Here is a 24,948-nt window from a genome sequence, read left to right as displayed (position 1 = left end):
TAGCAGGTTGAATCGCACGCTAATCTCTCGGCGTGGCTCCGGCTTCAAGGCGACTCGCGTTGTAGCGGTGTACATAGCTCTCCTGGGTCTGCTGGCGTTTGCAATAGTCTTGGGGCTCAGCGTCGGGGCTGTTATGAAGCCTCCAGCGGACACGATCCACGACCTTTTCACGGGCGGGAAACTTATTTGGCGCTATCGCATGCCCCGCGTGCTTGTAGGTATCCTCGCTGGCGCGGCCATGGCTGTCTCCGGTGCGCTATTACAGCTTGCATTGCGTAATCCGCTGGCAGCGCCGGATACTGTGGGCGTCACCGCGGGTGGCGGTCTTGCCGCCGTAGCGGCTCTGTTAAGTGTCGGAGCATTGCCGGCGCAGGCGCTTACTCCAGTGGCGTTCGTTGGTGCACTGGTAGGTGCAGGCCTGGTGTTACTGCTTGCCGGGCGGGGAGCAACTGATCCGGTACGGCTCACTCTCACAGGAGTGGCGGTCTCTGTTGGTTTGGGCGCGCTTACTCAGCTGCTACTGGTGAAAGCTGCCCCGGAAGCCGGTGCGGCAATGACGTGGCTCAAAGGCTCGCTTTACGCCCGTACTCTCGCAGATGCACAAGTCGTAGGCCCCGTGGTGCTGGTGGTCATCGCAGTAGCAGTCGTGCTCTCTAGGCATCTGGACATGCTGAACCTGGACTCTTCGGCAATGGCAGGAGTAGGTGTTAACGAGCGCACATGGCGTACGGTGGCAGTGTTGTTTGCGATTCTGCTGGGGGCTGCCGCGGTGGCCGCGGCGGGGGTACTGGGGTTTGCAGGATTGATCGTTCCGCATGCTGCGCGCTTGCTTGTCGGCGGGGTGGGAAGGCGAGTGTTGCCTGTATCCGCTTTGGCAGGTGCGGGACTTGTCGTTCTGTGTGACGCTCTCGGCCGCTGGGTATTCGCTCCCACCGAAATCCCTGTGGGGGCGTTGATCTCCATTGTCGGCGCCCCATATTTCATTTATCTCTTGTTACGTATGTCGCGAAGTCCAGCGGGCGCTTCCGCAATGCCCACCACGGATGAAAGGAGTTCCTGATGAGCGAGACTGCCTTGCGTACTGAAAACATCACGGTGGGTTACGGTGGCCCCGATGTCTTGAAAGATGTTTCCCTCCAGGTTCCGGAGGGGAAGATTACCGCCCTTATTGGCCCGAACGGCTGCGGAAAATCTACGCTGCTGCGAGCGTTGGGGCGTCAACAACCAATCGCAAAGGGGCAGGTCTACCTTGGTGATCGCACTATCCAAGAGATGAGCGCCCGAGAGTTTGCCCGGCATGTATCCTTCCTGCCGCAGCAACCCATTACTCCTGAAGGAGTGAGCGTCCGGGAGGTTATTGCTTATGGTCGATACCCATACACCGGTGCTTTTGCCTCGTTGAAGGCGGAGGATCACCGCGCGGTAGAGGAAGCGGCAGAGCGTGCTGGGGTTACCGCTCTCCTTGATGTACCAGCAACGGATCTGTCGGGTGGGCAACGCCAACGTGTATGGGTGGCGATGACGGTGGCCCAGCAAACTCCCGTGCTGCTCCTCGACGAGCCGACGACCTATTTGGACCCCGCGCACCAGATTGCAATTCTGGACTTGGTACGGGATCTCAATGCCGCCGGCCGGACTGTCGTGATGGTTGTGCACGACATGACGCACGCGGCTCGCTTCGCTGATTCCATCGTCGCTATGTACGACGGCAAGGTACTCGCGGCGGGGGAGACGGAAGAAGTTATGTCTGCAGGGCTCGTTGAAAAACTCTTTGGGATTTCCTGTTTGGAAGTGCGGGATCCGGAAACGGGTCGAGTGTTGCCAATCCCGTATCGTTAACCGCGACACACCCCTAATGAAAACGGATTCCAATAACGTGTAGTATCCCTACGCATGAGACACCTGCATAGCCATATTCACGATCACCCGACCGCAAGCGACCCAGAGGTGAGCAGCACACCGGTTACGGTTCTGTCCGGATTCCTCGGCTCAGGTAAAACCACACTGCTGAACGACCTGCTGGCCAATCGCGGGGGTCGCCGGATCGCGGTGATCGTCAACGATTTCTCGGAAATCAACATCGACGCCGCCCTGATCGCTGGCGAAGGTCATCTGACCCGCGGCGAGGACCGCTTCGTCGAACTCACCAACGGCTGCATTTGCTGCACACTTCGTGAGGATCTGGTGGAATCCGTAGGCACACTCGCACGCAGCGGTGACTTCGACCATATAGTCATCGAATCCACCGGCATCTCTGAACCCATGCCCGTCGCAGCGACCTTCGAATGGCGTTGGGAGGACGGCACTCGTCTTGCAGACGTTGCGCCGATCGACACAATGGTCACTCTTGTCGACGCCGCCCAGTTCCTGCAGCAAATAGGGCAGAAGAAGCTGCTCACAGAGGCAGACTTGCAGGCGACTGAGGAAGATGAGCGGACGATTGCGGATCTATTGGTCGATCAGGTCGAGTTCGCGGACATTATCTACGTCACCAAGGCGGACCTAGTTAGCGAGGAACACTATCGCGCTACCGTCGCCCTGTTGCGCAGGATGAACCCGCGGGCGCGTATCGAAAAGCTCATCCACGGCCGCATCGTCACCGCTGGATTGCTGGGCGGGAACGGGACCCCTGGTGGCTTGTCAGGCAGCGCGGCTGAGGTGACGGATACTGCGGACGGCGCCGGGCGGTCGGCCGTCGACGATATCCTCGGCGCCCAGCTTTATGACGAGGCCACAGCCCGCGCCTACGAGGGCTACCTCGATGAGTTGGAAAACCCCCACACCCCAGAAACTGAGGAATACGGCATCAGTTCCGTGGTCTTCCGCGGGGATCGCCCCTTCGATCGGGGTAGGTTGATCGAGGCTCTTCGCTCCACGACCGGATTGGTGCGCTCCAAGGGCTACTGCTGGATTGCCGACCGTCCCGAGCTAGCCCAGGTCTGGCATCAAGCTGGTCCCGACCTGCGGATTCAGCCCGTCGGTGGATGGCGGCAGGTCGGGCTCACCCCCTCCAGCGAAGTGGTGCTTATCGGCGTCAATTTCGATGCAGACAGAGCAGTACAGCGTTTCCGGAAGGCAATGCTGAGTGACGCAGAGGTAAAGGATATGCTGTAAGGGTCGCACGTCACATTTGGATGGCGTGGTCCCTTCCCGCGTCGGCGCGGTCGTTTCGGCGCGGGCGAGGCAACGCACGCACCTCAGGAGAAACATTCGTGAGTAACAACCGTCCGGTAGTCCTCATCGCCGATAAGCTGTCCCAGTCCACCGTCGACGCCCTTGGTGATTCCGTCGAGGTTCGCTGGGTCGATGGCCCGAACCGCCCAGAACTGCTGAAGGCAGTCGCAGACGCAGACGCGCTGCTGGTCCGCTCCGCAACCACCGTTGACGCCGAGGTGCTCGAGGCAGCACCGAAGCTGCAGATCGTCGGCCGTGCAGGCGTGGGCCTGGACAACGTCGACATCGAGACCGCTACCTCCCGTGGCGTGATGGTTGCCAACGCTCCGACCTCCAACATCCACTCCGCCTGCGAGCACGCCATCAGCCTGTTGCTATCCACCGCCCGTCAGATCCCGGCGGCGGACAAGACCCTGCGCGACGGAGAGTGGAAGCGCTCCTCCTTCAAGGGCGTGGAGATCCTGGGCAAGACCATCGGCATCGTCGGCTTCGGCCACATCGGCCAGCTGTTTGCGCAGCGCCTGGCCGCCTTCGAGACCGAAATCATCGCCTACGACCCGTACGCGAACCCCGCCCGCGCCGCACAGCTGGGCGTGGAGCTGGTGGAGCTGGAGGAGCTGATGGGCCGCTCCGACTTCGTGACGATCCACCTGCCGAAGACCAAGGAAACCGCGGGTATGTTCAACGCGGACCTGCTGGCTAAGTCCAAGAAGGGGCAGATCATCATCAACGCCGCCCGTGGCGGCCTGGTGGACGAGGCCGCCCTGGCAGAGGCCATCAAGTCCGGCCACATCCGCGGCGCGGGCTTCGACGTTTACGCTTCCGAGCCTTGCACCGACTCTCCGCTGTTCGAGCTGGAAGAAGTCGTTGTTACGCCGCACCTGGGCGCTTCCACTGTAGAGGCTCAGGACCGCGCCGGCACCGACGTTGCCGCATCCGTCTTGAAGGCTCTGTCCGGCGACTTCGTGCCTGACGCTGTGAATGTTTCCGGTGGCAAGGTTTCTGAAGAGGTTGCCCTGTGGCTGAACCTGGCCACCAACCTGGGGCGCGTGGCCGGCGAGCTGCTGAACGGCGCTCCGAGCACCGTGACTGTCACCGCCCGAGGTGAGCTGTCCACCGAGTCCGTTGACGCACTGGGCCTGGCTGGCCTGCGTGGCGTGTTCTCCGGTGTGATCGACGAGCAGGTCACCTTTGTTAACGCTCCGCAGATCGCCGAAGAGCGCGGCGTGGAGCTGGATGTACAGACCCACGACGAGTCCGTCAGCCACCGCTCCGTCCTGGAAGTTAAGGTTGTCGGCACTGATGGCGCTACCGCCTCCGTCGCAGGTGCGCTGACCGGCCTGCAGCACGTGGAGAAGATCGTTCGCATCAACGACCGCGGCCTGGATCTGCGCGCCACAGGCACCAACCTGTTCCTGGTTTACCCGGACCAGCCGGGAGCGCTGGGCAAGGTCGGTACGCTGCTAGGCGGCAAGGGCATCAACATCGACGCCGCCGCACTGTCCCCGACCAACGATGAGTCGCAGGCTACGCTGGTTCTGCGTGTCGCCCAGGATCTGGATCAAGAGCTGGTCGACGAGGTCAAGGCAGAGCTGAGCGCCTCCAACGCGTTCGTGCTGAACTTCTAATGGTTTAAGCGATAGTTGTTATCGCGTCAGGCCGGGCAGGATCTGCCCGGCCTTTTCTATTGACGCCCCACGCCGCGCAGCTACAGGTAGTGCTGTACCTTCTGCGCGATGTCCGGCCAGTGTAGATCGAGCTGACGGGAGGCGCGGCGGTTTAAGATCCAGGCGACGCCGATGATGATGACCCCGTGGAGCAGTACGCCTGCCCAGCTCAGAAGTGGGATGTCGGCAATGCTGTCGCTGTTGCCAGCGGAGGTCTCCAGTGGGATGAGCGTTAGAAGCGCACCCGGCAGGATGGATAGGCTCAAGGTCAGCATGATCACGAATGCGGAGATGATAGCGCTGGAACCACCGTTACGCTGCTTAAAGGCGTTGGTTCCCGGTGCAGTGGTCTGGGAGGGGAAGTAGGCGGCGCTGAAGTTCGCCATGGCGGAGGCGATAAAGACGGTCCCCAGCGTCAAGGCGCTGGCTAGAAGCCAGGCGGCGCTGAAGCTCTTGAAAGCTCCCGCGGCGATGCAAATAATCAGCCATATTGGGAGCAATACCGTCACGGTGGAAAGGGTGCGGCTGGTGACGATCTGCTTGCCGCGCACACCGGCGACCATGTGCACCCAGTTGGACGGCCCGTCCATGCCCAGGGAGTTGCCCGCCACCTGTTGGGGGCCAAGGGATACAAAGAACATCGCGAACCACAGCATCCAGCCACTGTCGCTATTGGTCATTCCCATCAGCATGTAAAAAGCGCAGAAGACGACCACGAACGTCAGGCTCATCACGAAGCGGTTATCGCGGCGCCAATAGCGAATCTCGCGGGAGTACAGTGCGCCAACGGGGGATGCGGGGACTCGCGGCAGTAGTAGGCTGTCTCCCTTCGCTGCCCGGGTGGCATGCTGAGGAGGGAGGGGATTGTTCAGGTCGTGCTTGACGGCCACGCGCAGCACAACAGTGACTGCAAGGATTGAAACGAGGCAGATCACACCCTTGGCGATGCCCGTATTGACGCCACCATTTCCGATGTCGGTCAAGTCAGCGGCAGCGCCAGCGGCGGCGGCGAAGGGAGTCCAGGACATGATCGTGGAGCTGGTCTCCACGGCGGCGGTGGGATCCGAGCCATCGGAAAGCAACTGTGGAGAGAGATACAGCGCCAAAAAGCCGAAAGTGACGACGAAACCGGCGACATTGCCCCAGAGTTCGCTGAACTTGGTGGCAATGCTGCTGAGCGCAGCCGCGAGAGCTTCTCCCGCCAGGAGGGTGAATACTAGTTGGAGTACGCACCCGAGGATCCACAGCGCACCGGCGCCGGGGGAAGCCATCTTCGCAAAGGCAAGGTAACCGAGCACAGACATGATGATCGTGTTGACCAGCGAGATCGCGGCGCGGGAGTTGAGGAACATTGCCGTGACCATGCCTGGCAGGAGGTCACGGTCGGATAGTGGCAACGAGCTAAACATGCGTGGATCTAGCATGCGTTCCTCGCTGGGAAAGATGGCTGATAGCGCGAGGTAGAGCACGCTGCCGAGCCCCATCGTCAGCACGAACATGGCCGGGTTGCCGTCGGACACGAGGATTCCGTAGCTGGTAAAGGCCAGACCAACACAGCCCATCACTGCGAAAATGGTGATGGCTACGGACGAAATGATCATCTGGATATTGCCTGTAAAGGCGTGTGCCCAGAGTGTGCAGTGGAGTTTGAGAAGGGTCTTGGTTTTCGACACTGGTCCTACCCTTCGTGGTGGTGGGCGGGCAGGTCGTGTCCGCTGTGCCCGGCTTGTCCACCGCGCAGCCAGCCGAAGGATTGCGTATCCAGCTGCTTGCCGCCCACGGCCTCCACGAAACGTTCGGAGAGGGACTTGCCCGCGCGCACCTGCTCGGTGGTACCGGCGGCAACGACGGTGCCCTGGTTGATGATTGCCACATGGTCGCAGAGTCCCTCGACCAGCTCCATCACGTGCGAGCTCATGATGACCGTGCCGCCCGCGCCGACATAGCGTCGCAGGATAGTGCGGATGACTTCGCCGGAAACGGGATCCACGGCCTCAAAAGGTTCGTCGAGGATGAGCACCTCCGGGCTGTGCAAAAGGGCACCGGCCAGCAGGATTTTCTTCTTCATGCCCGCGGAGTAGTCGGCGATGTACTTCTTTCCGGCATCCTCTAGATCGAGTGCCTGCAGCAGGTCTGCAATGCGCTGCTGCAGTTCGTCGCCGGGGATGTCGCGGAGGTACCCCAGATACTCGAGGTATTCCTTGCCGCTGAGGCGCTCGAAAACGGGAAGGCCGTCCACTAGCAGACCGTAACTACGCTTTGCCGCCAGTACTTCCTCTTCGGGTTGGGTGTTCTCGAGGTCGCTCCACAATGGGTGGCCGGCGATCCAGGAATTACCGCCATCGGGGCGAATAATGCCCGTAGCTGCGAGGATGGCGGTGGTTTTACCGGCGCCGTTAGGGCCGACAATTCCGTAGAAGCTGCCCTTTGGCACGGTGAGGCTGAGATTATTTACTGCCACCTTGCCAGGGAAGTTCTTATATAGATTGCGGATGACCAGCGCTGCGTCGCTGACCTCCGGATTTGTAGTTGTATGTGAGGGATATGGCTCGTAGGTCATGTCTTTCACACTAACAGCGGCGTCTGTTTACAGGTGTTAAGGAATGTTTTTATTGCCTCGGGTGCGTAAGCGCCTTGGATGTAATCCGTTTTTAGGTTGTTAGGCAAGTGCTGTCCGGGTGTCGTGCTATGGTCTTAATTGACCAGATAGTGAGACAAAGGAGTTCATATAATGAAACTCGCAGTGATTGCCGGCGATGGCATCGGCACCGAAGTAACCGCCGAGGCCCTGAAGGTTCTGCACGCTCTGCGTGACGACGTGGAGACCACCGAATACGACCTCGGAGCCCGCCGCTACCTGCGCAATGGTGAACTCCTGACCGACGCAGATCTGGAATCCCTGCGCGAACACGACACGATCCTGCTGGGGGCCATCGGGGATCCCCGCACCGTACCCGCTGGAGTGCTGGAGCGAGGTTTGCTGCTGCCACTGCGCTTCAAGCTGGACCACGCGGTGAACCTCCGACCGTCCAAGCTGTATCCCGGATCTTCCAGCCCGCTGGCGAACCCGGGTGATATTGACTTCGTCGTCGTGCGAGAGGGAACCGAAGGCCTCTACTGCGGCAACGGCGGCACTCTGCGCGAGGGTACTGACCACGAGGTGGCGTCCGAAGTATCCCAAAACACCTACTTCGGTGTGGAGCGCGTGGTGCGCGATGCTTTCGAGCGCGCACAGAGCCGACGCAAGAAGCTGACATGGGTGCACAAGACGAATGTGCTGGTGAATGCCGGTGGCCTGTGGCAGCGCGCGATCGAGACAGTGGGGCAGGAGTACCCCGAAGTTCAGGTGGATTACAACCACATCGATGCCGCGACGATCTACATGGTCACCAAACCACAGGAATACGACGTCATTGTGACGGACAACCTCTTTGGAGACATCCTCACCGACCTGGCGGGCGCAGTCACCGGCGGCATCGGCCTGGCAGCCTCGGGCAACATCGACCCCTCGCGAAAGAACCCCTCCATGTTCGAGCCGGTCCACGGCTCCGCACCGGACATCGCGGGCCAGGGGATTGCGGACCCCTGCGCGGCGATCCTGTCCGTCGCGCTCATGCTGCGCCATTTGGGCGATGACGCCAACGCAGAAGCCATCGAGGCCGCCGTCCTGGCGGAGGCAAGCTCACGCGACGGCGGCTCCGTCAAGACCGCGGAGGTTGGCGACCGCGTCGTCGCAAACCTGAAATAGGCAAAACAGCCAACCCGGTACTTAGGCCGGGCGGGTGCGCCGTGGTTTGCCGTCCTGCGCTGTGCTCTACTGTGCGCGCAGCGTCTTCGACCACAACTCCTTGCCACGGGTGGTGAACAGCCGGACGGTGAGATCCTTCGAACCACCGTCGATATCCACCTCTCCGAAGTGCTGGAAATCATCCAGTGGCGAGGAGTTTTGCTTATCCTTCGCCGGTGCGTGCACGTAAACAACCTCCGGGCCGAAGGTGCCGTCCATTTTGTTCGGGCCGAATCCGCCGGCGTTCAACGGGCCAGAGACGAACTCCCAGAACGGTGCGAAATCCTGGAAGTCCGCGCGATCCGGCGAGTAGTGGTGCGCAGCGGTGTAGTGCACGTCGGCGGTGAGCCACACAACATTGCGCACATCCTTGATGCCACTGAGGACGCGACCGATCTCCGCCTCGCGACCCACAGCCTTGCCACCCGCGCCATTTGATACGCCCTCCTGGTCATCCCCATCCGGCACGACGATGCCCAGCGGAAGGTCATTGGCGATGATCTTCCACGTAGCGGTGGAATTCTTAACTCCGTCGATCAGCCACTTTTCCTGCTTCGGCCCCAGAATGTGCCCCGGCTTGGTGGCAGACGCTCCGGCATCCGGGTTGCGATCCTTGTAGCTGCGCATATCCAGTACGAAGATATCCAGCAGCGAGCCGTAGGAAATCTTGCGGTAAACGCGACCATCCACCGCCATCTTCCGATCGAGTGGCTGCCACTCGTGGAAGGCCTGGAAGCCGCGCTGCGCAAGGAGGTTTACATCCTTGACCTGGTACTTGTCGTCTTCCAGGATCTCGCCTGGGTACCAGTTGTTCGTCGTCTCGTGGTCATCCCACTGCACCAGCTGTGCGACCTTGGAGTTGAACAGCTTGTAGTTCTCGTCCATCAGGTTATAGGCGTGCTGGCCGCGGAACTCCTCCAGAGTTTCGGCCACCTTGTTTTTATACGGGCTGGTGAGGTTCTTAAACACGCGACCGTCGTCTAGCTTGTGGTTCGCCTCGATCGGACCGTCGGCGTAGACCGTATCGCCGGAGTGGATAAACAGATCCGGGTTGCGATCCGCCATTGTCTTCCAGCAGTACATGCCACCGATGTCCGGGTTGATGCCGTAGCCCTGACCCGCCACATCGCCGGACCAGTGCAGGCGAATGTTCTTCGGCGCCTGGCTGGTGGAGGGCGCGGTGGTGAAGCTGCCGATCACCGGCACGGAACGCGCCGTAGTGTGCTGATCCTCCATGGTTACGCGATAGTGGATCTTCTGGCCGGGCTCCATGCCGATCAGGCGCAGCCGCCCAGTGCCGTCGCTATCCGGGGTGAGCGTGGCGCCGCGGAAAGTCTTGGTCTTGTGTCGCGGGAACGCTGGGTTCGTCGATGCTTCTACGACCATGCGCGCCGGTCGATCGACGCGCGCCCAGACGAGGCCGCCGTCGGGCCGTACATCGCCGGTAGCGACGCCATGAGTGATCACCGGCCGGGAGCGCTGCAACCCAACTGAGCCGATCGCCCCGCTGGAACCCACTGAGGATCCGGCGGCGGAGCCAGCCACACTGCCGGCGTGCGAGCCGAGAGCGTGCGCCACGCCCGTGCCCAGTAGGGCAGCGCCGGTGGCGCTGGCGCCGGCCAGGAACGTGCGGCGGGTGGTGCTGCGGGAGTTGGAAGGGGTTGAGGAATTAGGGAGTTGTGGATTAACGCTGCGATTCGTCATAGTGGCCAGGCTAACGGCTAAAACTGTCGCAGCCGTGGCAAGCGCGTAAACCGCGGATTACGTGAAAACAAATTCATGGTTAATGGTCGGGGAGCAGGCTGCGTCATAAAGAAGAACAAGGACAAGACCGCAAAGAAGGGGCATAGCAAGAGGTAGAAGGGGTAATGGAGTAGGGTATGGAAACATGCGTATTGCTCGAATTGCACACCCCGAGGGCATGGCCTTCGCGATCGTGGAAGGCGGCCAGCCGGACGGCACCGGCGCTACCCTCCGCGAGATCGCAGGCCACCCGTTCGGACAGCCCGAATTCACCGGAAAATCCTGGCCTATCGAAGACGTTCGACTGCTGGCACCGATCCTGCCGTCGAAGGTTATCGCCGTCGGGCGCAACTACGCTGACCACGTCGAGGAGGTGTTCAACAAGAGCGCCGAGCACCTGCCGCCGACGATCTTCCTGAAGCCCCCGACAGCCGTCGTTGGCCCCGAGGCTCCCATCCGCATCCCCGAATGGGCCACGCGCGTGGAGTTCGAAGGCGAGATGGCGATCGTTATCGGCCGCCCGTGCAAGGACGTCAACCGGAACAACTGGAAGGACGTAGTGCTGGGGTTCACCGTCGTCAACGACGTTTCCTCTCGCGACCTGCAGTTCCAGGACGGTCAGTGGTCCCGTGCGAAGGGGCTGGATTCCTTCTGCCCGCTGGGCCCATGGATCGAAACGGCTGTGGACAGCATCGACATCGACAATCAGCCGATCCTGGCGCACCTCACCCACGAGGGCAAGACGGAAACCAAGCAGGATTCCAACTCCAACCAGATGATCAAGTCCATCCCGGAGATCGTCGAGTGGGTTTCCTCCGCATTCACGCTGCTGCCGGGCGATGTGATCTGCACCGGCTCGCCCGCCGGCACCGCAGAGATGGTTCCGGGCGACCGGATTGAGGTGGAGATTCCGGGGCTAGGCAAGCTGGCCAACCCGGTTCAGGCCTACGGCAAATAAGCCCGCGAAACTTCCGGCTCCGCGCTAGATCTTCCGCAGCGCTGCAGGCACGTTAAGTGCCCGCAGCGCTGTTTGCAGCTTTGCGGACGTTTCCTCCGCCTCCATGGCGGGAATTGAATCCACGACAATTCCGCCGCCGGCCCAGGCGCGTGCAGTGTTGTCCTCCACGATGGCGCAGCGGATAGAGACCATAAACTCCCCGTCGCCGCTGGAATCGCACCAGCCCACGGCGCCGGAGTAGAACTCGCGCGGGGACTTCTCCTGCGCAATAACCCCCAGCGCATCGTCCGTCGGGGTGCCGCCGATAGCCGGGGTGGGGTGCAGCATCAAGGCCAGATCCAGTGCGGAATACTCGTCATCCTTCAGCGTGCCCGCGATCTGAGTTCCCAGGTGGATCATCTCGTTGGTCTCGTGGATTTCCGGGGTGGCGGGGATGTCCAGCGTCTCGCACAATGGCTCCAGCACACGACGGTAGTGCTCCACTACAAAGCGGTGCTCGCGTAAATCCTTGTCGGAACTTCCGAGTTCGCGGGCTGTGGCGTCATCAATAGAAAGACTTCCGGTGCGCGGTGCGGAACCGGCCAGGGGGAAGGCCGAGATCTCGCGACCATCGCGACGAATCAGCATCTCCGGTGAACTGCCGACGAACATCGCGCCCTGGTACTCGTCACGGCCGGTGGCAGAAAGATCCACGGCGAAGCCATCACGGTAAGCGGACAGGTCGATCAGGCGGGCGGCAATCAACAGCGGGTCCACGGTCTCGGCGTAGGTGATGTCCACGGCACGGGCCAGCACCACCTTCTCTAGACGGGACTGCTGGATTGTGGCGACGGCGGCGGCGACCATCGCAGTGTGTTCCTCTGTGGTGGTCTGTGGCTCCACGGATTCCACGGTGAGGTGGCGGGCGGCACCCTTGCCGCGAAAGAACGCGGGTGGCTCTAGCGGGCCTTCGGCACGGGTGACGGTCTCCGGTTCCATGAGCGCTGCACGGAGGGAAGTGTCGAAGGGGAAGGCGCCCACAATCAAGTCTGCATCCTTGTTTCGGAGTGCTGTGGATGCTTCAAAAGGATCCGGGAAGGTCGCTTTACGCCCCTGGGTGCGGATACTGCGATCTGGTCGGGAAAGCAGGAAATCCGGGGCGGTTGCCGGTCGCTGCTCGTGGGTCATGGCTGCCATTTTACTGCTTGTGGTTTTGGCAGGCCGCCTCGGTATGGGGTCGGCGCTACGGGGCGGAGGGGTAAGTTTGTCGTTGCATGTGGAGCACCGTGGGGTGCCAGCAGTGCTTTTGTGAATTCTGGATTGGACCACTCGCATGAAATGATGGTGCTTATGAATACAGAATCAGGTGCACAGTCGACATCGGATGCACAGTCTGTCGAGTTTGCCACGGCAATGAACTACTCTCTTGGGGCACACAGCGGTGCCGAGGCTCTTGAGGCTGTCGCGAATTCTCCCTTCGACAAGGTGGAACTGTGGTGGCCATGGGATACGCCGCACCCTTCTGAGCAGCAGATGCGCCAGCTCGTGGAAGCGCTAGCCAAGGGACGCCAGGAGAATCCGCGCCAGCTTGTCGCTTTGAACCTGTGGGCCGGTGACCTGGCCGCCGGCGATCGGGGAGTGCTGCACTTGGTCGGTTCGGAGGATCCTGAAGATGAGGGCGACTCCGCCATTACTGAGGAGCTCATCGAGCACCTCAATGTGATTGAGTATCTGCACCGTCTCACAGGTGTGCGTCGCTTTAATGTGCTTGTGGGGCGTGGCGGACGCGTGTTGCAACGCCGTCAGGTGCGGGCCTTCGCTGCGGTGGCGAAGCGCTTGGCTAGATTCGGCGGTATCGCGCTTATCGAGCCGCTTAGTGGCATTGAGAACTACCCTGTGACCAGTATTAAGGAGGCAGCGCCCCTCGTTGCTGCAGGTGGTCGCCTTCTTCTTGACGCCTACCACCTGGCCGCTAACGGTGAGGACTGGACTTGGCTTGCCGACCGTGGGCCGGGGTATGAATTGTGGCCGGAGCATATTCAAATCGCGGACTTCCCAGGTCGCGGTGTGCCGGGGAGTGGGGATACCCCGCTAGGCGAGTGGGTCAATGCGCTGCGTGAAGCTGGCTATGAGGGTGAGGTCGTCCTCGAGCACGTTTAGTGCGTGGCAAGGCTGTGTGTAGTGGGAACCTGATGAAGCTATAAGAGAATCGGCGTGTCACGAGAGTGATGGAGAGCTCATTGCCTCTACTGTTACTCTTGTGACTCATGTGACTTCTGTTAGAAATGTGAAAGCTGCGCGGTTTGCTGTTCTCGTGGCCGTTTCCATCGCAATGGCCGTGACGATGCTTGCTGCCATGCTTGTCGGGGGAGGGGGTGTGGCGCAGGCACAGCCGGCGCCAGCTCCCAAACCTGCTCCTGCGCCCGCTCCAGCACCAGCGCCTAAGCCCGCGCCAGCTCCAGCTGCCAAGCCTGCGCCCGCTCCTGCACTGGCTCCCAAGCCTGCACCGGCACTGGCGGGAAAGAAGGCGTCCACAATAGAAAAGGCGCAACCGGGACGACCAGAGAATATTGAGTTCACCCGTCCTGACGGCAGTGTCCGCAGTGCGATCGTGAGCGTTACCTCGAACTATGACCCGGCCAAACCTGTTCCGGTTCTCTTAGGTTTTGGAGGGCGCGACGATACGCCGGAGAATTACCGCAACTACTCGCGGTTCTCGAACACGGGAGCGGCCAATGAGGCGATTGTCGTGTACCCGCGCGGGGTAAACAATGCCTGGGAAGGTGCACCCTACGCCACGACGAAGCGTGGCCAGGATGTGGATTTCGTACGGCAGATCGTCCATGAGCTGGGTACGAAATTCAATATCGACCGCAACCGCATCTACGCTGCGGGCATGTCCAACGGTGGTGGGTTCGTGATGAACCTGGCTTGCCAGGCGCCCGACCTGGTTGCGGGTGTGGTGAGCGTGTCTGGAGCTTTCTATAACCCGGTGAACGAGGGTTGTGTGCCAGGGTCGGTGCCGACGTTCATGATTCATGGGCAGCAGGATGAGCTAACCCACTATGACGGTGGGATGCTGCACGATGCTCCGTATCTTCCTGCGCCAAGGCTGATTCACTCGCGTGCGATGCGCAATGGGTGCGCTCCGCAGCCGGTAGTGGAGCAGAAGCCCAGCAATGTTACCCAGTTTGGTTACCCTGGCTGCCGGGATGAAGCTGTCTTCTGGCGCATTAATGACCAGGGGCACAACTGGCACTTCGCGCCAGATGTTGCAAACGAGGCGTGGAACTTCCTTGCGCGTCAGAACAAAGCGTTGCCGCGAGCCGCTGGCTAGGGGGGATTGGTACCCCCGAAACGCCTCGCATGGGTCACACAAGTAGTCAACTTTTGATTTGTTTAACATGGGGTACACCCACTTTAAGTGTTTTGTAAGTAAAACTTTCTGATTTTTCGGATCAACGTGTATGTTTGAACGGTGCTTTTCAACTACATGCGTTCGAGTCTGACTAGCTCCGCAACAACCCACAGTAAAACCCACTCAACTGCAGCGACCCACAGTGGATCCGGCTCATTCAACCCGGCGTCCCGTCGCTCCAGTCGCTTCCGCAAGGCCACTCTCTCCCTGGCGGTAGCCCTTGGCCTCGGTATGGGCACCCTGGCAGGTCCAGCTTTGGACACAGTTGCCGGTACGGAAACTGCAACGCCCCAGGCTAGTGCCGCCCCGAACCTCGTCAGCAGACTTTCTGCCGGTTTTAGCGGCCTCGCAGGCTCGCTCTCCCCACGTCCGGCGAATAAATACCAGACCTTCAATGTCAAGGGAAAGACTCGCACCGCGATCGTCGACGTCCCTGCACACTCGGCGAACCGCAAGAAGCCAATCCTGTTCATGTTCGGCGGCCTCGGTGTCAACGCTGCTGCGACTAAGAGCCAGTCTCGCCTGAATGCCATCGCGGGCAAAAACGCGATTATCGTTCACCCGCAAGGAATCGACAACGCCTGGGAGGGTGCGCCGTACTCCAAGACCCGCCGCGGCGAAGACGTTGCTTTCGTCCGTGAGATGGTGCGTTCCCTGTCCAAGCGCTACAACGTTGACACTCATCGCGTGTATGCAGCCGGCATGTCCAACGGCGGCGGTATGGCAATGAACTTGGCCTGCCAGGCTCCCGATCTGGTCGCCGGTGTCGTATCTGTTTCTGGTGCTTACTATGACGCCACCATGAATGACTGCTCGGGGCGGAACGTACCGACCATGCTGATCCACGGCGCACACGATGACGTGGTCCGCTACGGCGGGGGTGTCCGCCACGGCATGCACTACTACGGTGCTCGCGCTGCCTTCGACAACGCGGCGCGCCGTAACTCTTGCAACATGCGTACGCTCCATGGGGTGCGCGCTCACGCATTGACCGCTGGGTTCACCTACGACGGCTGCCGTGCCTCCACCGTGCTGTGGCGTGCATATGCCGGTGGCCACAACTGGAATGCTTTTGCCCCGGACGCTCCAAAGGCTGCATGGCACTTCCTTTCCCGCCAACGTCACCTCTAGGCTTCAAGCCCTTTTGGTTTTTAGGTCTTTAGGCCTTTAGCTCCTTAATGGATCCGCACCCAGTGTGTGGCTGAACCCCCGCCTAACCCGCGGGGGTTTCTTTATACCGTCAGCAGATTCAGTTCTCTTCGCACCCGGCGCCCTAGCGACCGCGAAGCGCTGAACACGAAAAGGTACAGTTAAAGACCATGAGTGAAGTTAGCGAAGTTCGCGTTCGATTCTGCCCGTCACCGACTGGTACCCCGCACGTCGGCATGGTCCGCACGGCACTGTTCAACTGGGCTTATGCCCGCCACACTGGCGGCAAGCTCATCTTCCGCATCGAGGACACCGATGCGAAGCGAGACTCCGAAGAGTCCTACCAGGCCATCATCGACTCCCTGAAGTGGCTGAACCTCAGCTGGGATGAGGGCATCGAGGTTGGCGGCCCGCACGAACCTTATCGCCAGTCCCAGCGCATGGACATCTACGCCGATGTCCTAGAAAAGCTAAAGGAATCTGGCGACGTCTACCCGGCCTACTCCACCAATGAGGAGGTTCAAGCTCGCCACAAGGCCGCAGGTCGCGACCCGCAGCTGGGATACGATAACTTCGACCGCGACCTCACGGAAGAGCAGATCGCGCAGTTCCAGGCCGAAGGCCGCGAGCCGGTGTGGCGCCTGCGGATGCCCGATGATCGTATCTACGAGTGGCATGACCTGGTCCGCGGCGATATGAGCGTCGACGGCAAGACCGTCCCGGACTTTGTGGTTGCCCGCTCCAATGGCCAGCCGCTGTACACGCTTGTGAACCCGGTGGATGATGCGCTGATGGAAATCACGCACGTCCTGCGAGGTGAAGACCTGCTGCCGTCCACGCCACGACAGATCGCACTGTACGAGGCTCTGGTACGAGTAGGCGTCGCTAAACAAGTACCTACATTCGGCCACCTGCCGTTCGTGATGGGCGAGGGCAACAAGAAGCTTTCGAAGCGCGACCCGGAGTCGAACCTGTTTAACCACCGCGACAACGGCATCATCCCCGAGGGCATGCTGAACTATCTGTCGCTGCTGGGCTGGTCGCTATCTGCGGACGAGGATATCTTCACGATGCAGCAGCTCATCGACAACTTCGACGTGGCGGACGTGAAGCCCAACCCGGCACGCTTCGACCAGAAGAAGCTGGAGGCTATCAACGCCGACCACATTCGCCTGCTGGAGCTCGGCGACTTCACCCAGCGCCTGCGCGCCTACCTGGAGGAGTACAAGGACTTCCCCGCGGATTATCCTGCGGACAAGTTCGCGTTCGCCGCGGAGCTGGTGCAGACGCGCATCAAGACTCTTTCGGACGCCGACGGTCTGCTGCGCTTCCTCATTACTTCTGACGCCGATTTGTCCCTGGATGAGAAGGCTGCGAAGAAGAACCTGAAGGAGGACGCGGTGGAGGTTCTCGAGGTTGCCATCGCGCAGCTGGAGGCCATCGCGGACGGGGAGTTTAAGACTGACGTCATTGAGAAGGCTCTGCAGTCGAAGTTGATCGAGGAGATGGAGCTGAAGCCGCGTAAGGCCTATGGTGCCCTGCGTGTGGCCATCAGTGGCGCGGCTGTGTCTCCGCCGCTGTTTGAGTCCATGGAGCTTTTGGGTAAGGAGTCCACGCTGGCGCGCCTGCGATCCGCCCGCGAACAGACCCCGTTTGTGCCCTCGCAGCAGTAGGCGGTTACCCGCGCGGCGGGGAAGTGGCTGGCTGGAACCGAAAGCGGGTGGGCTGCCGCCAGGAGGGGTCGGTTGTCGCCGAAACGCGGTCGGTCACTGCCGGAAAAGTTGCGCTGAGCAGCTGATTTGCTTGTAATTCACTGTTCTGGTTATAGTATTCCTCGTTGCGAACGAGGTTCGCTGCGTTAAATGCTCTGCATTCAAAGGGTGTGTGACGTGCGAGTTTTGTTCGACGAACGATGGCCTATGGTGTAATTGGCAACACTACGGTTTCTGGTACCGTCATTCTAGGTTCGAGTCCTGGTAGGCCAGCGCCCCGTTCGTCTAGCGGCCTAGGACGCCGGCCTCTCACGCCGGTAACACGGGTTCAAATCCCGTACGGGGTACAAAATGGGACGCCCTCGGAGAAATCCGAGGGCGTTTTTGCGTTCGCCGGGAGAGGGGCTGTGGAGGATGCGGGGGATGGGGTGTGGCCAGGGGGCTGGAGCGAGTGTAAAGACTTCCCGCGGCGGGCGAAATGTCCAAAATTCCATATCTTAGAATATAACTATTCTATTCCTGCAGGTCACAGCGTCGCGAAAAAAGCTTCAGGTATGCTACTTTCATTAACTCGATAATTTTGGACAACGGCAGGGGACCGGGCAGGATTCGCCCGGTAATCGAGGCACTAAATCAGCATTGAACCGCGGCTGCTTACATGCAGAGCTTGCCCATCCCGAAGCAGTACAAGCTTCCATTCCTTGCCATACTTTTCCACTGTTTGGCTGATGATCTCAATGGGATACGAGCCAGTCGTGCCCTGGGCGTGGGGGACAATGACAAATTCAGTGAGGTTGAGGCCAGAATAGTCCGTGAGATGCGGAGCCACAGTCGGGTCGTCCATTACCGATGCCGGTTCGATGGATGGCCCAGCAATAATTGCGCCCGCGGAACTGCCTGCATAGGGCTTTCCGTTCCGCACCGCTTCAACGAGCAGCCGGTCAGCCCCGGTGGACTTCAATCCGTAGAGCAGGCGGAAGGATTCGCCTCCGGCCACGTAGATGCAGCCCGCAGCATCCAGTTCATCGAGGAAAGCAGCGGAGCTTGTCGCCGCTACCGTGATGGGAACCACCGTGTCGGCGACGTCCCTGATGGCATTGAGTTCTTCCTGTGCGAACGGGGCCTGCCGCATCTCGGAAGCGGCATCGTCAATATACAGAACCTTGCCGGACAAGAAGTCGCCAATGTTGGGGTGCAGAAATGAAGCGAGTAGAAGATCCATAATCTCCAGGTTACGGCCTTACACGGCGCCGAGTCCCGCTTCGCTACTTCAGCTTGCCCAGGCGCAGGAAGACGGTCTCGCCGGTGGCATCATCCAGCGCGTCGTTATCCGTCACCGCGTACATCTGGCCATCTGCCGCGATAGTGAAGCCCTCCAGCTTCTCCTGCGTCCAGCCGTTGGTGGCACGCAGTTTCGGCAGTACGTCCACGGCCAGCTCCTTCTTCACCATCGGCAGCGCGTTTTCGCCAGCGCCCGCACCCTCCGGCAGCGTCACCTTCATCACGCGCTTGACCTTCGCATCCGGGCCGTTCAGCTTGTCGCGCTCGATCACCAGCAGGTGCTTATCATCCAACGCGGTGATCTCCGACAGGCCCATCCAGTCGCCCTTGCCAGCGGGCTTCTCCAGCTCGTAGCCGAACCACTGCCACTGCTTGGTCTTCGTGTCGTACTTGCCGATGCGCGTGGTGTTCTCGCCTTCCAGCGCCTCGAGCTTCTTCGCCTCCGGGTCCTTCCACAGCGGTCGTTGCACGGCGACGTATAGCTGTTCCACGCCGTGGGCGTCCTTTGTGGAAGTGACGCCCTCTAGCCCCCACTTGCCGATGTGCTCAGCAACGTCGGCAGGTAGTTCGACCGTAGAGGTGATGTTGAGGTCTTTATCGGTGTGGAACAGGCGGTTATCCTTGCCCTTCTTGCCCTCGGAGGCAATCCAGAAGCCACCGTCGGCGGCTACGGAAATGCCCTCGATGTCCAGGCCTTCGGCCGGAGCACCGTCGCGCTTCACGGCGCGGCGTTCGGTGATCACGGCAGGCTGCTTGGAGGCGTCGATGGTGTACACCCAGCCGTTGGCGAATGCGGAATCGGAGGCTGCGTACAGGCGGTTGGCGTCCTTCGGATCGGCGGCCAGAGCACCCAGTGCGCCCCAGCCGATCGGCGCGTCGCCCTCATCGGCAGACACAATGGAAGGCTGAGATTCCTTGCCACCCAGGCGGTACAGCGTCACTGCGCTGCGCACACCGTTTTCCGGCTCGTCCACCTCACTGGATACAGCGAGCATGTTGCGCTCCGGGATTGGCAGGATGCCCTCGGGACCGTTGGTGGTGAACAGCATCTGCACGAACTGCGGGTTCGCCGGATCGTTGACGTTGTACACGGTAACGAAGTTGGAGCGTTCGGAGCCGACGAACGCATAAGTGGTGCCATTCATCTTGGCCGTGGCGATACCTTCGATCTCCACGCCCTTCTTCTTGGCGCGCTTGTTGTTGTGCAGGCCGTGGCGGATGGCCAGGTTCTCCACGGAGTTTCCGGCATCCCAGGTGATCTTGCCGTTCGTGTCGAAGACGGTCCAGCCGCGGGTGCCGCCCTTCCAATCGCCCTCGTTGGCCGTGGCCACGTGGTTATCGTCGATCCACGAGATGGCATCCGGCTCGCGCGGAGTCTCTGGCAGGGAATCGGTGGGGTTGATGATCTTGTCGGACTGCGTGTCCACGCCCTTAACCTCGGCGCTGCCCGCGCTGAACACGTTAGTGATGCGGTTGGTCTGAAGGTCGATGATGGCCACACCGTTGTTTTCTTGCAATGTGACGGCTAGCTGGTTCTTGCCGTTGATGCTGACGTACTCCGGTTCCAGATCCTCCGGGGTATCCAGTCCGGCCTTCTTCACGATGTCCAGCAGTTGGCCGCTTTCGTCCTCGAAGCGAATCGGGGTGGCCTTCCAACCCTTTGGCTCGCCGGATAGGTCAATGGTCTGCACAAAGCCGGTAGGCAGCTGCGGAAGGTTGCCGTCATTGAGCTCTTCATTGCGCTGGTTCTCCATGGCAATAGCAGCCTTGGGAGTGCCGGATGCGCCAGCGGGGGAGATAGCGATGGAGTCAGGCTGTCCCTTCAAATCGATGGAGGAAACACGGGTGCGGTCGGAGACTCGCACGATGTCTACGCGTCCCTTCGGATTGGCGAAGTCGCCTCCCGTCTCGTCGATGACCACCAGCAGGTAGTCGCCGTACACAGCTACGGAGGTCGGCTCGTCCTTGGCATGGCCCTGCGCCTTGAGGTCCAGGGTGCCGAGACCCTGTGGCGCGTTCGGGTTGCTGATGTCAATGAATCCGATGCGCTGCGCCAGCGCGTCGGTGTGGATCAGCGTCTTGCCGTCCTTCGACACAGTGGAGATCTCGGCAACGGTCGGGGTGGACTTGTCTTCGCCGTCAGGGCGGTTTTCGTACACAGGGAAAGTCGCGGTGCGCTCGAACGTGGAAGCGGCCCCCGGGGTTCCGGGCTGAGAAGAGCCAGGAAGAGAAGAACCAGGCAGGGAGGAGCCAGGAAGAGAAGAACCAGGTAGGGATGAGCCGACAGTAGACCCCGCAGAAGATCCAGCCGAGGAGCCGAAGCTGGAGGATCCCAGGGTAGAGCCGACCACGGTCTGCGAGCCGACCGTCGCGTTAGCTGCGGGAACCGCGCTGAAGGGAACTACCGCCAGAGCCAGCGAGATACCTGCGATCTTTCGCTTACCAGCCGAGTTAAAAGACTTCTTGCCGTTGGACTTAACGCTGTTGAGTTGCATGGAGCGCCTTACACCTATCTGTTCTTATAAATTACGAATAACCGAACAGATTTTTCCACGTAGTTTTTGCCGCAGGTTTAAGACAACATGGCGTTCAGGTGAACTCACAGCACCAAGCGGTAGCCGATTCCCGTCTCGGTCGTAAAGTACTGCGGGTTCGCCGGGTCGGCCTCCAACTTCTGCCGCAGCTGGGAGATGTAAACCCGTAGGTAGTTCGTCTCTTTCTTGTACGCCTGACCCCACACGGCCTGCAGCAACTCCACCTTCGTAACCAACGTCCCGCGGCGACGGATCATGTGTTCGGCAATGCCCCATTCGCGCGGGGTGAGGTGCACGTCCTCACCGTCCACTGTGACGCGCTTTTCAGGCAGATCAAACTTCACCCGCCCGTCGGAGGTCTCAACCACCGGCTCCTCGGGGATGCTCTCGCCGGGCGCCCTGCGCAACGCCGCCCGCAGGCGTGCCAGCAACTCGCCGACGGAAAAAGGTTTGGTCACGTAGTCGTCCGCCCCCTCGTCGAGCGCGTTGATCTTGCCCGATTCGTCGTGGCGCGCGGACACCACCAGCACCGGAATATCCGTCCAATTCCGCAGCGAGCGCAGGACCTCCAGGCCACTCAGGTCCGGCAACCCGAGGTCTAGCAGCACTGCCTGCGGGTGCCACTTCGAGGCCTTTTGAATCGCCGCCGTCGCGGTCGTGGCTACCTGTACGTCGTAGCCACGCGCCCGCAGGGTGACGAGCACCGCGTTTGCCAGGGCGACGTCGTCTTCTACCATCAAAATTTTCTCGCCGCTCATGGGGCTAGCTGTTCTCCTTCTTCTTTCTTTGTGACGCCAGGCGCCTCCCCGTCCTCCAGGGCTCCCGTTGCCTTCGGCAGGGATAGAACCAGTGTGGCGCCTCCACCTGGGGTTTCTCGGGCTTCAAGTGTTCCGTTCATGGCTTCGGCAAACCCGCGCGCAACTGCCAGGCCAAGCCCAAGGCCATTGTTGTTGGCAGTTTGATCGCCGAGGCGCTGGAATGGGGTGAAAATGTCGTTTAAGTGTTCCGAGGGGAATCCCGGACCGTGGTCGATAATGGCCAACTGCACAGTGCCATCAGCGCCAGCTGTGCCAGCGGTGCCACCAGCGCCAGCGGTCTCCTCAGCGCGCAGTTCAATGCGAGAGTGGGGAGCGTAGGTGCGGGCATTAATCACAATGTTTGCAATGATGCGCTGCACCAAACCTGCATCGCCCAAAACCGGCGGGACTGAGGCGTCGATAAAAGAGTCGATGTGCTGTGTGGCCTCCGGCAGTTCGGCGCGGACGGCCTCGACCACATTGGTGTAGAGCACCGGGGAATTGTGCACGGCGACGGCATTGGAGTTCACACGGCTCATATCCAGCAGGTTGCCGATGACGGTTTCCAATCGGTCGGTACTGGTCTCGATGGTGTCCAGCAGTAGAGCGCGGGAATCATCATCCAGCTGCATGTCATCCATGTTCAGAGCACTGACCGCGGCTTTGATACCGGCCAGCGGAGTGCGCAGGTCGTGCGAGACGGCCGTAAGCAGCGCGGTGCCCACCCGGTTGCCGGCCTCCAAAGCGGCGGTGGCTCGGCGCATTGCGTCGATCTGCTCACGGTCAATGATGGCGGTGATACGGGCGCCGTGCGCCTCGATCATCGCACTTTCGGCAGGGGAGAGATCGCGGCCGCCGAGCACGAAGCGCATGCCATCGCCCGCTCCCACGTGAGCCGGAGCCTTCTTGCTATTCCACGGTTCACCGATACCACCGGGGTCGGTGGTCTCCATCGTGAACCACTTCTTGCGTTCCTTCGAATATTGCTGCAGATCCACGCGGCGCAGATTAAAGGTCTCGCGCAGGCGCTCCAGCAGGCTACGGATATCGTCGCCCTCGTCCAGAGCACCGCGGGCCAAATCGGAGAGCACCACGGCCTGCCCCAGGCGCCGATTGGCGATGGCGCGCCGCCTTTCCGCAATATCCACCACCACGGCCACAGCCGCGGAGATCACAAAGAACAGGATAATCTGCACCACGTTGGCAGGTTCCGTGACAGTGAGCGTGTGGAAGGGGTGGGTAAAGAACCAGTTCGCCATCACCGAGCCGATGATCACCGCCACGATCGCCGGACCGAACCCACCAGCCAGAGCTGCGAACACCGCAATGGTCAGGTAGCCCAGCAGGATGGATCCCAAGGCACCGTCTTCGCGGTCGAAGGGCAGCATGGCGAAAGTCAGCAGCACAGGCCCTGCTATCGCTAACAGCCAACCGAGTAATCGGCGCGCCGGGCTGAGCTGCTTCGAGGTATCCAGACCCGACTTGCGCGCTCGCGACAGGCTAAAGAGCCTGGGTTTTTTGGCATCGGCAGACTTAGTAGACGCGCTGGACGTGGACACGATGTGCACATCGATACGCCCGGAACCGTCGATGATCTTGTGGCTGGTCGAGCTGAACAGGCGGCTCATTCGCGTGCCCAGACCAATCACCAACTGCGAGGCATTGACCGTGCGGGCGAACTCCAGCAGCGTATCCGCCACGTCATCACCCTCGATCACCCGCCACTGGCCGTCGAGGGATTCGGTAAGCTCCTGCAGCCGCCGCAGCCGCTGGGGCAGATCAGCCCCCAGCGCTTCGTCTGCGCCGGAGACATAAACCACCAGCATCTCGCGACCTGCCACGCGCCCGGTGATGCGCGCCCCGCGGCGGATCAGCGCCTCGGAAACCTCGTCGCCCTGTACAGCCACCACCACGCGCTCGCGGGTGGGCCAGTTTTCCTTGATCTTCTTGTCTTCGCGGTACTTTTCCAGTCCCTCGTCGACCTTGTCCGCCAGCCACAGCAGACTCAGTTCGCGGAGCGCCGTGAGGTTACCTACCCGGAAGTAGTTATTCAGCGCAGTTTCCGCCTGCTGTTGGCGGTAGACCTCACCGCGGGCGAGGCGGATACGCAGCGCGTCGGGGGAGAGGTCCACCAGCTCGATCTCGTCGGCGTCACGCAGCACCTGATCCGGCACCGTCTCAAGCTGGCGCGTACCGGTGACAGCAGAGACCACGTCGTTGAGCGACTCCAGGTGCTGGATGTTCATAGTGGAGATGACGTCGATGCCGGCATCCAGCAGCGCGTACACATCGTGCCAGCGCTTTGCTGTCTCGGCAGTGCGGGTACTGTCCGCGGCTTGCTCACCCACCACGGTGTGCGCCAGCTCGTCGACAAGGATGATCTCCGGGTGCGCCTCCAGCGCCGCTTCAAGGTCCAGTTCCGAGTAATTGCCGCCCCGGTGCGGAACCGTTTTGCGGGGCAACGTCGGCAGTCCCTTGGTGAGCTTACGGGTACGTTCGCGCCCGTGGTCCTCCACGATGCCAACCAGTACGTCGCGCCCGCGGTCATACAGGTCGTGCGCTTCGTTGAGCATGGCACACGTCTTGCCCACGCCAGGGGCGAAGCCGAGGTAGACCTTCAGCGTGCCACGCTTTGTCATCGTTGCTTGTGCTCCTTGCTTTCTTGCTGCACCCTGTTCGCGGTGCATATGTGGGTGACGCCACGTCTCCCAGCGTTAATTACTTTTTACACCGCCAGGCAGACCACGCT

General features: G+C 61.0%; 18 protein-coding genes, 2 tRNA genes and 1 pseudogene. 13 read left to right on the top strand and 8 right to left on the bottom strand.

Annotation, left to right across the window (positions count from 1 at the left end; genetic code table 11):
- Nucleotides 1-7 precede the first annotated feature (7 nt).
- From AC06DS_RS09370 to serA, 5 genes and pseudogenes are all read left to right on the top strand, one after another.
- Nucleotides 8-1,060: an iron ABC transporter permease gene (locus AC06DS_RS09370; RefSeq protein ID WP_477100610.1), complete on the top strand. Its 1,053-nt coding sequence runs from the start codon at nucleotides 8-10 to the stop codon at nucleotides 1,058-1,060.
- Nucleotides 1,060-1,839, top strand: a complete 780-nt coding sequence (locus tag AC06DS_RS09365; protein WP_293789888.1) for an ABC transporter ATP-binding protein — start codon at nucleotides 1,060-1,062, stop codon at nucleotides 1,837-1,839. The genes AC06DS_RS09370 and AC06DS_RS09365 overlap by 1 nt, the downstream gene beginning before the upstream one ends.
- Before the next feature lie 54 nt (nucleotides 1,840-1,893).
- Nucleotides 1,894-2,593: pseudogene (locus AC06DS_RS09360) on the top strand (GTP-binding protein); the annotation flags it as partial.
- Nucleotides 2,594-2,658: 65 nt separating this feature from the next.
- Nucleotides 2,659-3,114: a GTP-binding protein gene (locus tag AC06DS_RS09355; RefSeq protein WP_477101199.1), complete on the top strand. Its 456-nt coding sequence runs from the start codon at nucleotides 2,659-2,661 to the stop codon at nucleotides 3,112-3,114.
- A 98-nt stretch (nucleotides 3,115-3,212) separates the two neighbouring features.
- Nucleotides 3,213-4,802, top strand: a complete 1,590-nt coding sequence (gene serA, locus AC06DS_RS09350; protein WP_293789892.1) for a phosphoglycerate dehydrogenase — start codon at nucleotides 3,213-3,215, stop codon at nucleotides 4,800-4,802.
- A gap of 80 nt (nucleotides 4,803-4,882) precedes the next feature.
- Here the strand turns inward: serA and AC06DS_RS09345 are convergent, their stop codons facing one another.
- Together AC06DS_RS09345 and AC06DS_RS09340 are read right to left on the bottom strand one after the other, a co-directional pair.
- A complete protein-coding gene (locus AC06DS_RS09345) occupies nucleotides 4,883-6,514 on the bottom strand; it encodes an ABC transporter permease (RefSeq protein WP_476727515.1) in 1,632 nt (543 codons plus the stop codon).
- 5 nt (nucleotides 6,515-6,519) lie between these two features.
- Nucleotides 6,520-7,401, bottom strand: coding sequence for an ABC transporter ATP-binding protein (locus AC06DS_RS09340; protein ID WP_476727516.1), 882 nt, complete (start codon nucleotides 7,399-7,401; stop codon nucleotides 6,520-6,522).
- 171 nt (nucleotides 7,402-7,572) lie between these two features.
- Here AC06DS_RS09340 and AC06DS_RS09335 point away from each other — a divergent pair, with 171 nt between their 5' ends.
- Nucleotides 7,573-8,589, top strand: coding sequence for a 3-isopropylmalate dehydrogenase (locus tag AC06DS_RS09335; RefSeq protein WP_477100609.1), 1,017 nt, complete (start codon nucleotides 7,573-7,575; stop codon nucleotides 8,587-8,589).
- Nucleotides 8,590-8,655: 66 nt separating this feature from the next.
- On the opposite strand, the gene AC06DS_RS09330 is transcribed toward AC06DS_RS09335, so the two are convergent.
- Entirely contained in the window at nucleotides 8,656-10,332 is a 1,677-nt protein-coding gene (locus AC06DS_RS09330) for an alkaline phosphatase D family protein (RefSeq protein WP_477100608.1), read from the bottom strand.
- Nucleotides 10,333-10,516: 184 nt separating this feature from the next.
- Between AC06DS_RS09330 and AC06DS_RS09325 the strand changes: the two genes are divergently transcribed.
- A complete protein-coding gene (locus tag AC06DS_RS09325; protein WP_034985515.1) occupies nucleotides 10,517-11,329 on the top strand; it encodes a fumarylacetoacetate hydrolase family protein in 813 nt (270 codons plus the stop codon).
- A 24-nt stretch (nucleotides 11,330-11,353) separates the two neighbouring features.
- Here AC06DS_RS09325 and AC06DS_RS09320 read toward each other — a convergent pair whose 3' ends face one another.
- Complete coding sequence (locus tag AC06DS_RS09320) at nucleotides 11,354-12,496, bottom strand: isochorismate synthase (protein ID WP_477100607.1); 1,143 nt, start codon at nucleotides 12,494-12,496, stop codon at nucleotides 11,354-11,356.
- Nucleotides 12,497-12,658: 162 nt separating this feature from the next.
- Here AC06DS_RS09320 and AC06DS_RS09315 point away from each other — a divergent pair, with 162 nt between their 5' ends.
- From AC06DS_RS09315 to AC06DS_RS09290, 6 genes are all read left to right on the top strand, one after another.
- Nucleotides 12,659-13,468 (top strand): TIM barrel protein, encoded by an 810-nt coding sequence (locus AC06DS_RS09315; RefSeq protein WP_293789906.1) that lies wholly within the window; start codon nucleotides 12,659-12,661, stop codon nucleotides 13,466-13,468.
- A 109-nt stretch (nucleotides 13,469-13,577) separates the two neighbouring features.
- Complete coding sequence (locus AC06DS_RS09310) at nucleotides 13,578-14,645, top strand: CE1 family esterase (RefSeq protein ID WP_477100606.1); 1,068 nt, start codon at nucleotides 13,578-13,580, stop codon at nucleotides 14,643-14,645.
- Between the two features lie 156 nt (nucleotides 14,646-14,801).
- Nucleotides 14,802-15,857 (top strand): CE1 family esterase, encoded by a 1,056-nt coding sequence (locus AC06DS_RS09305; RefSeq protein WP_477100605.1) that lies wholly within the window; start codon nucleotides 14,802-14,804, stop codon nucleotides 15,855-15,857.
- A 188-nt stretch (nucleotides 15,858-16,045) separates the two neighbouring features.
- The gene (gltX, locus tag AC06DS_RS09300) at nucleotides 16,046-17,548 is read left to right on the top strand and encodes a glutamate--tRNA ligase (RefSeq protein ID WP_477100604.1); all 1,503 of its coding nucleotides are present in this window, start codon (nucleotides 16,046-16,048) and stop codon (nucleotides 17,546-17,548) included.
- A 240-nt stretch (nucleotides 17,549-17,788) separates the two neighbouring features.
- A tRNA-Gln gene (locus tag AC06DS_RS09295) sits at nucleotides 17,789-17,860 on the top strand.
- 1 nt (nucleotide 17,861) lies between these two features.
- A tRNA-Glu gene (locus tag AC06DS_RS09290) sits at nucleotides 17,862-17,934 on the top strand.
- A 281-nt stretch (nucleotides 17,935-18,215) separates the two neighbouring features.
- On the opposite strand, the gene AC06DS_RS09285 is transcribed toward AC06DS_RS09290, so the two are convergent.
- From AC06DS_RS09285 to AC06DS_RS09270, 4 genes are all read right to left on the bottom strand, one after another.
- Nucleotides 18,216-18,809, bottom strand: coding sequence for a Type 1 glutamine amidotransferase-like domain-containing protein (locus AC06DS_RS09285; protein ID WP_477100603.1), 594 nt, complete (start codon nucleotides 18,807-18,809; stop codon nucleotides 18,216-18,218).
- Nucleotides 18,810-18,852: 43 nt separating this feature from the next.
- Entirely contained in the window at nucleotides 18,853-21,363 is a 2,511-nt protein-coding gene (locus AC06DS_RS09280) for an esterase-like activity of phytase family protein (RefSeq protein WP_477100602.1), read from the bottom strand.
- Between the two features lie 104 nt (nucleotides 21,364-21,467).
- The gene (locus AC06DS_RS09275) at nucleotides 21,468-22,160 is read right to left on the bottom strand and encodes a response regulator (protein WP_296215818.1); all 693 of its coding nucleotides are present in this window, start codon (nucleotides 22,158-22,160) and stop codon (nucleotides 21,468-21,470) included.
- Entirely contained in the window at nucleotides 22,157-24,838 is a 2,682-nt protein-coding gene (locus tag AC06DS_RS09270) for a sensor histidine kinase (protein WP_477100601.1), read from the bottom strand. The genes AC06DS_RS09275 and AC06DS_RS09270 overlap by 4 nt, the downstream gene beginning before the upstream one ends.
- Nucleotides 24,839-24,948 lie beyond the last annotated feature (110 nt).

The sequence above is a fragment of the Corynebacterium sp. TUM25015 genome, assembly GCF_056393505.1.
This window is presented reverse-complemented; position numbering and strand designations above follow the sequence as displayed.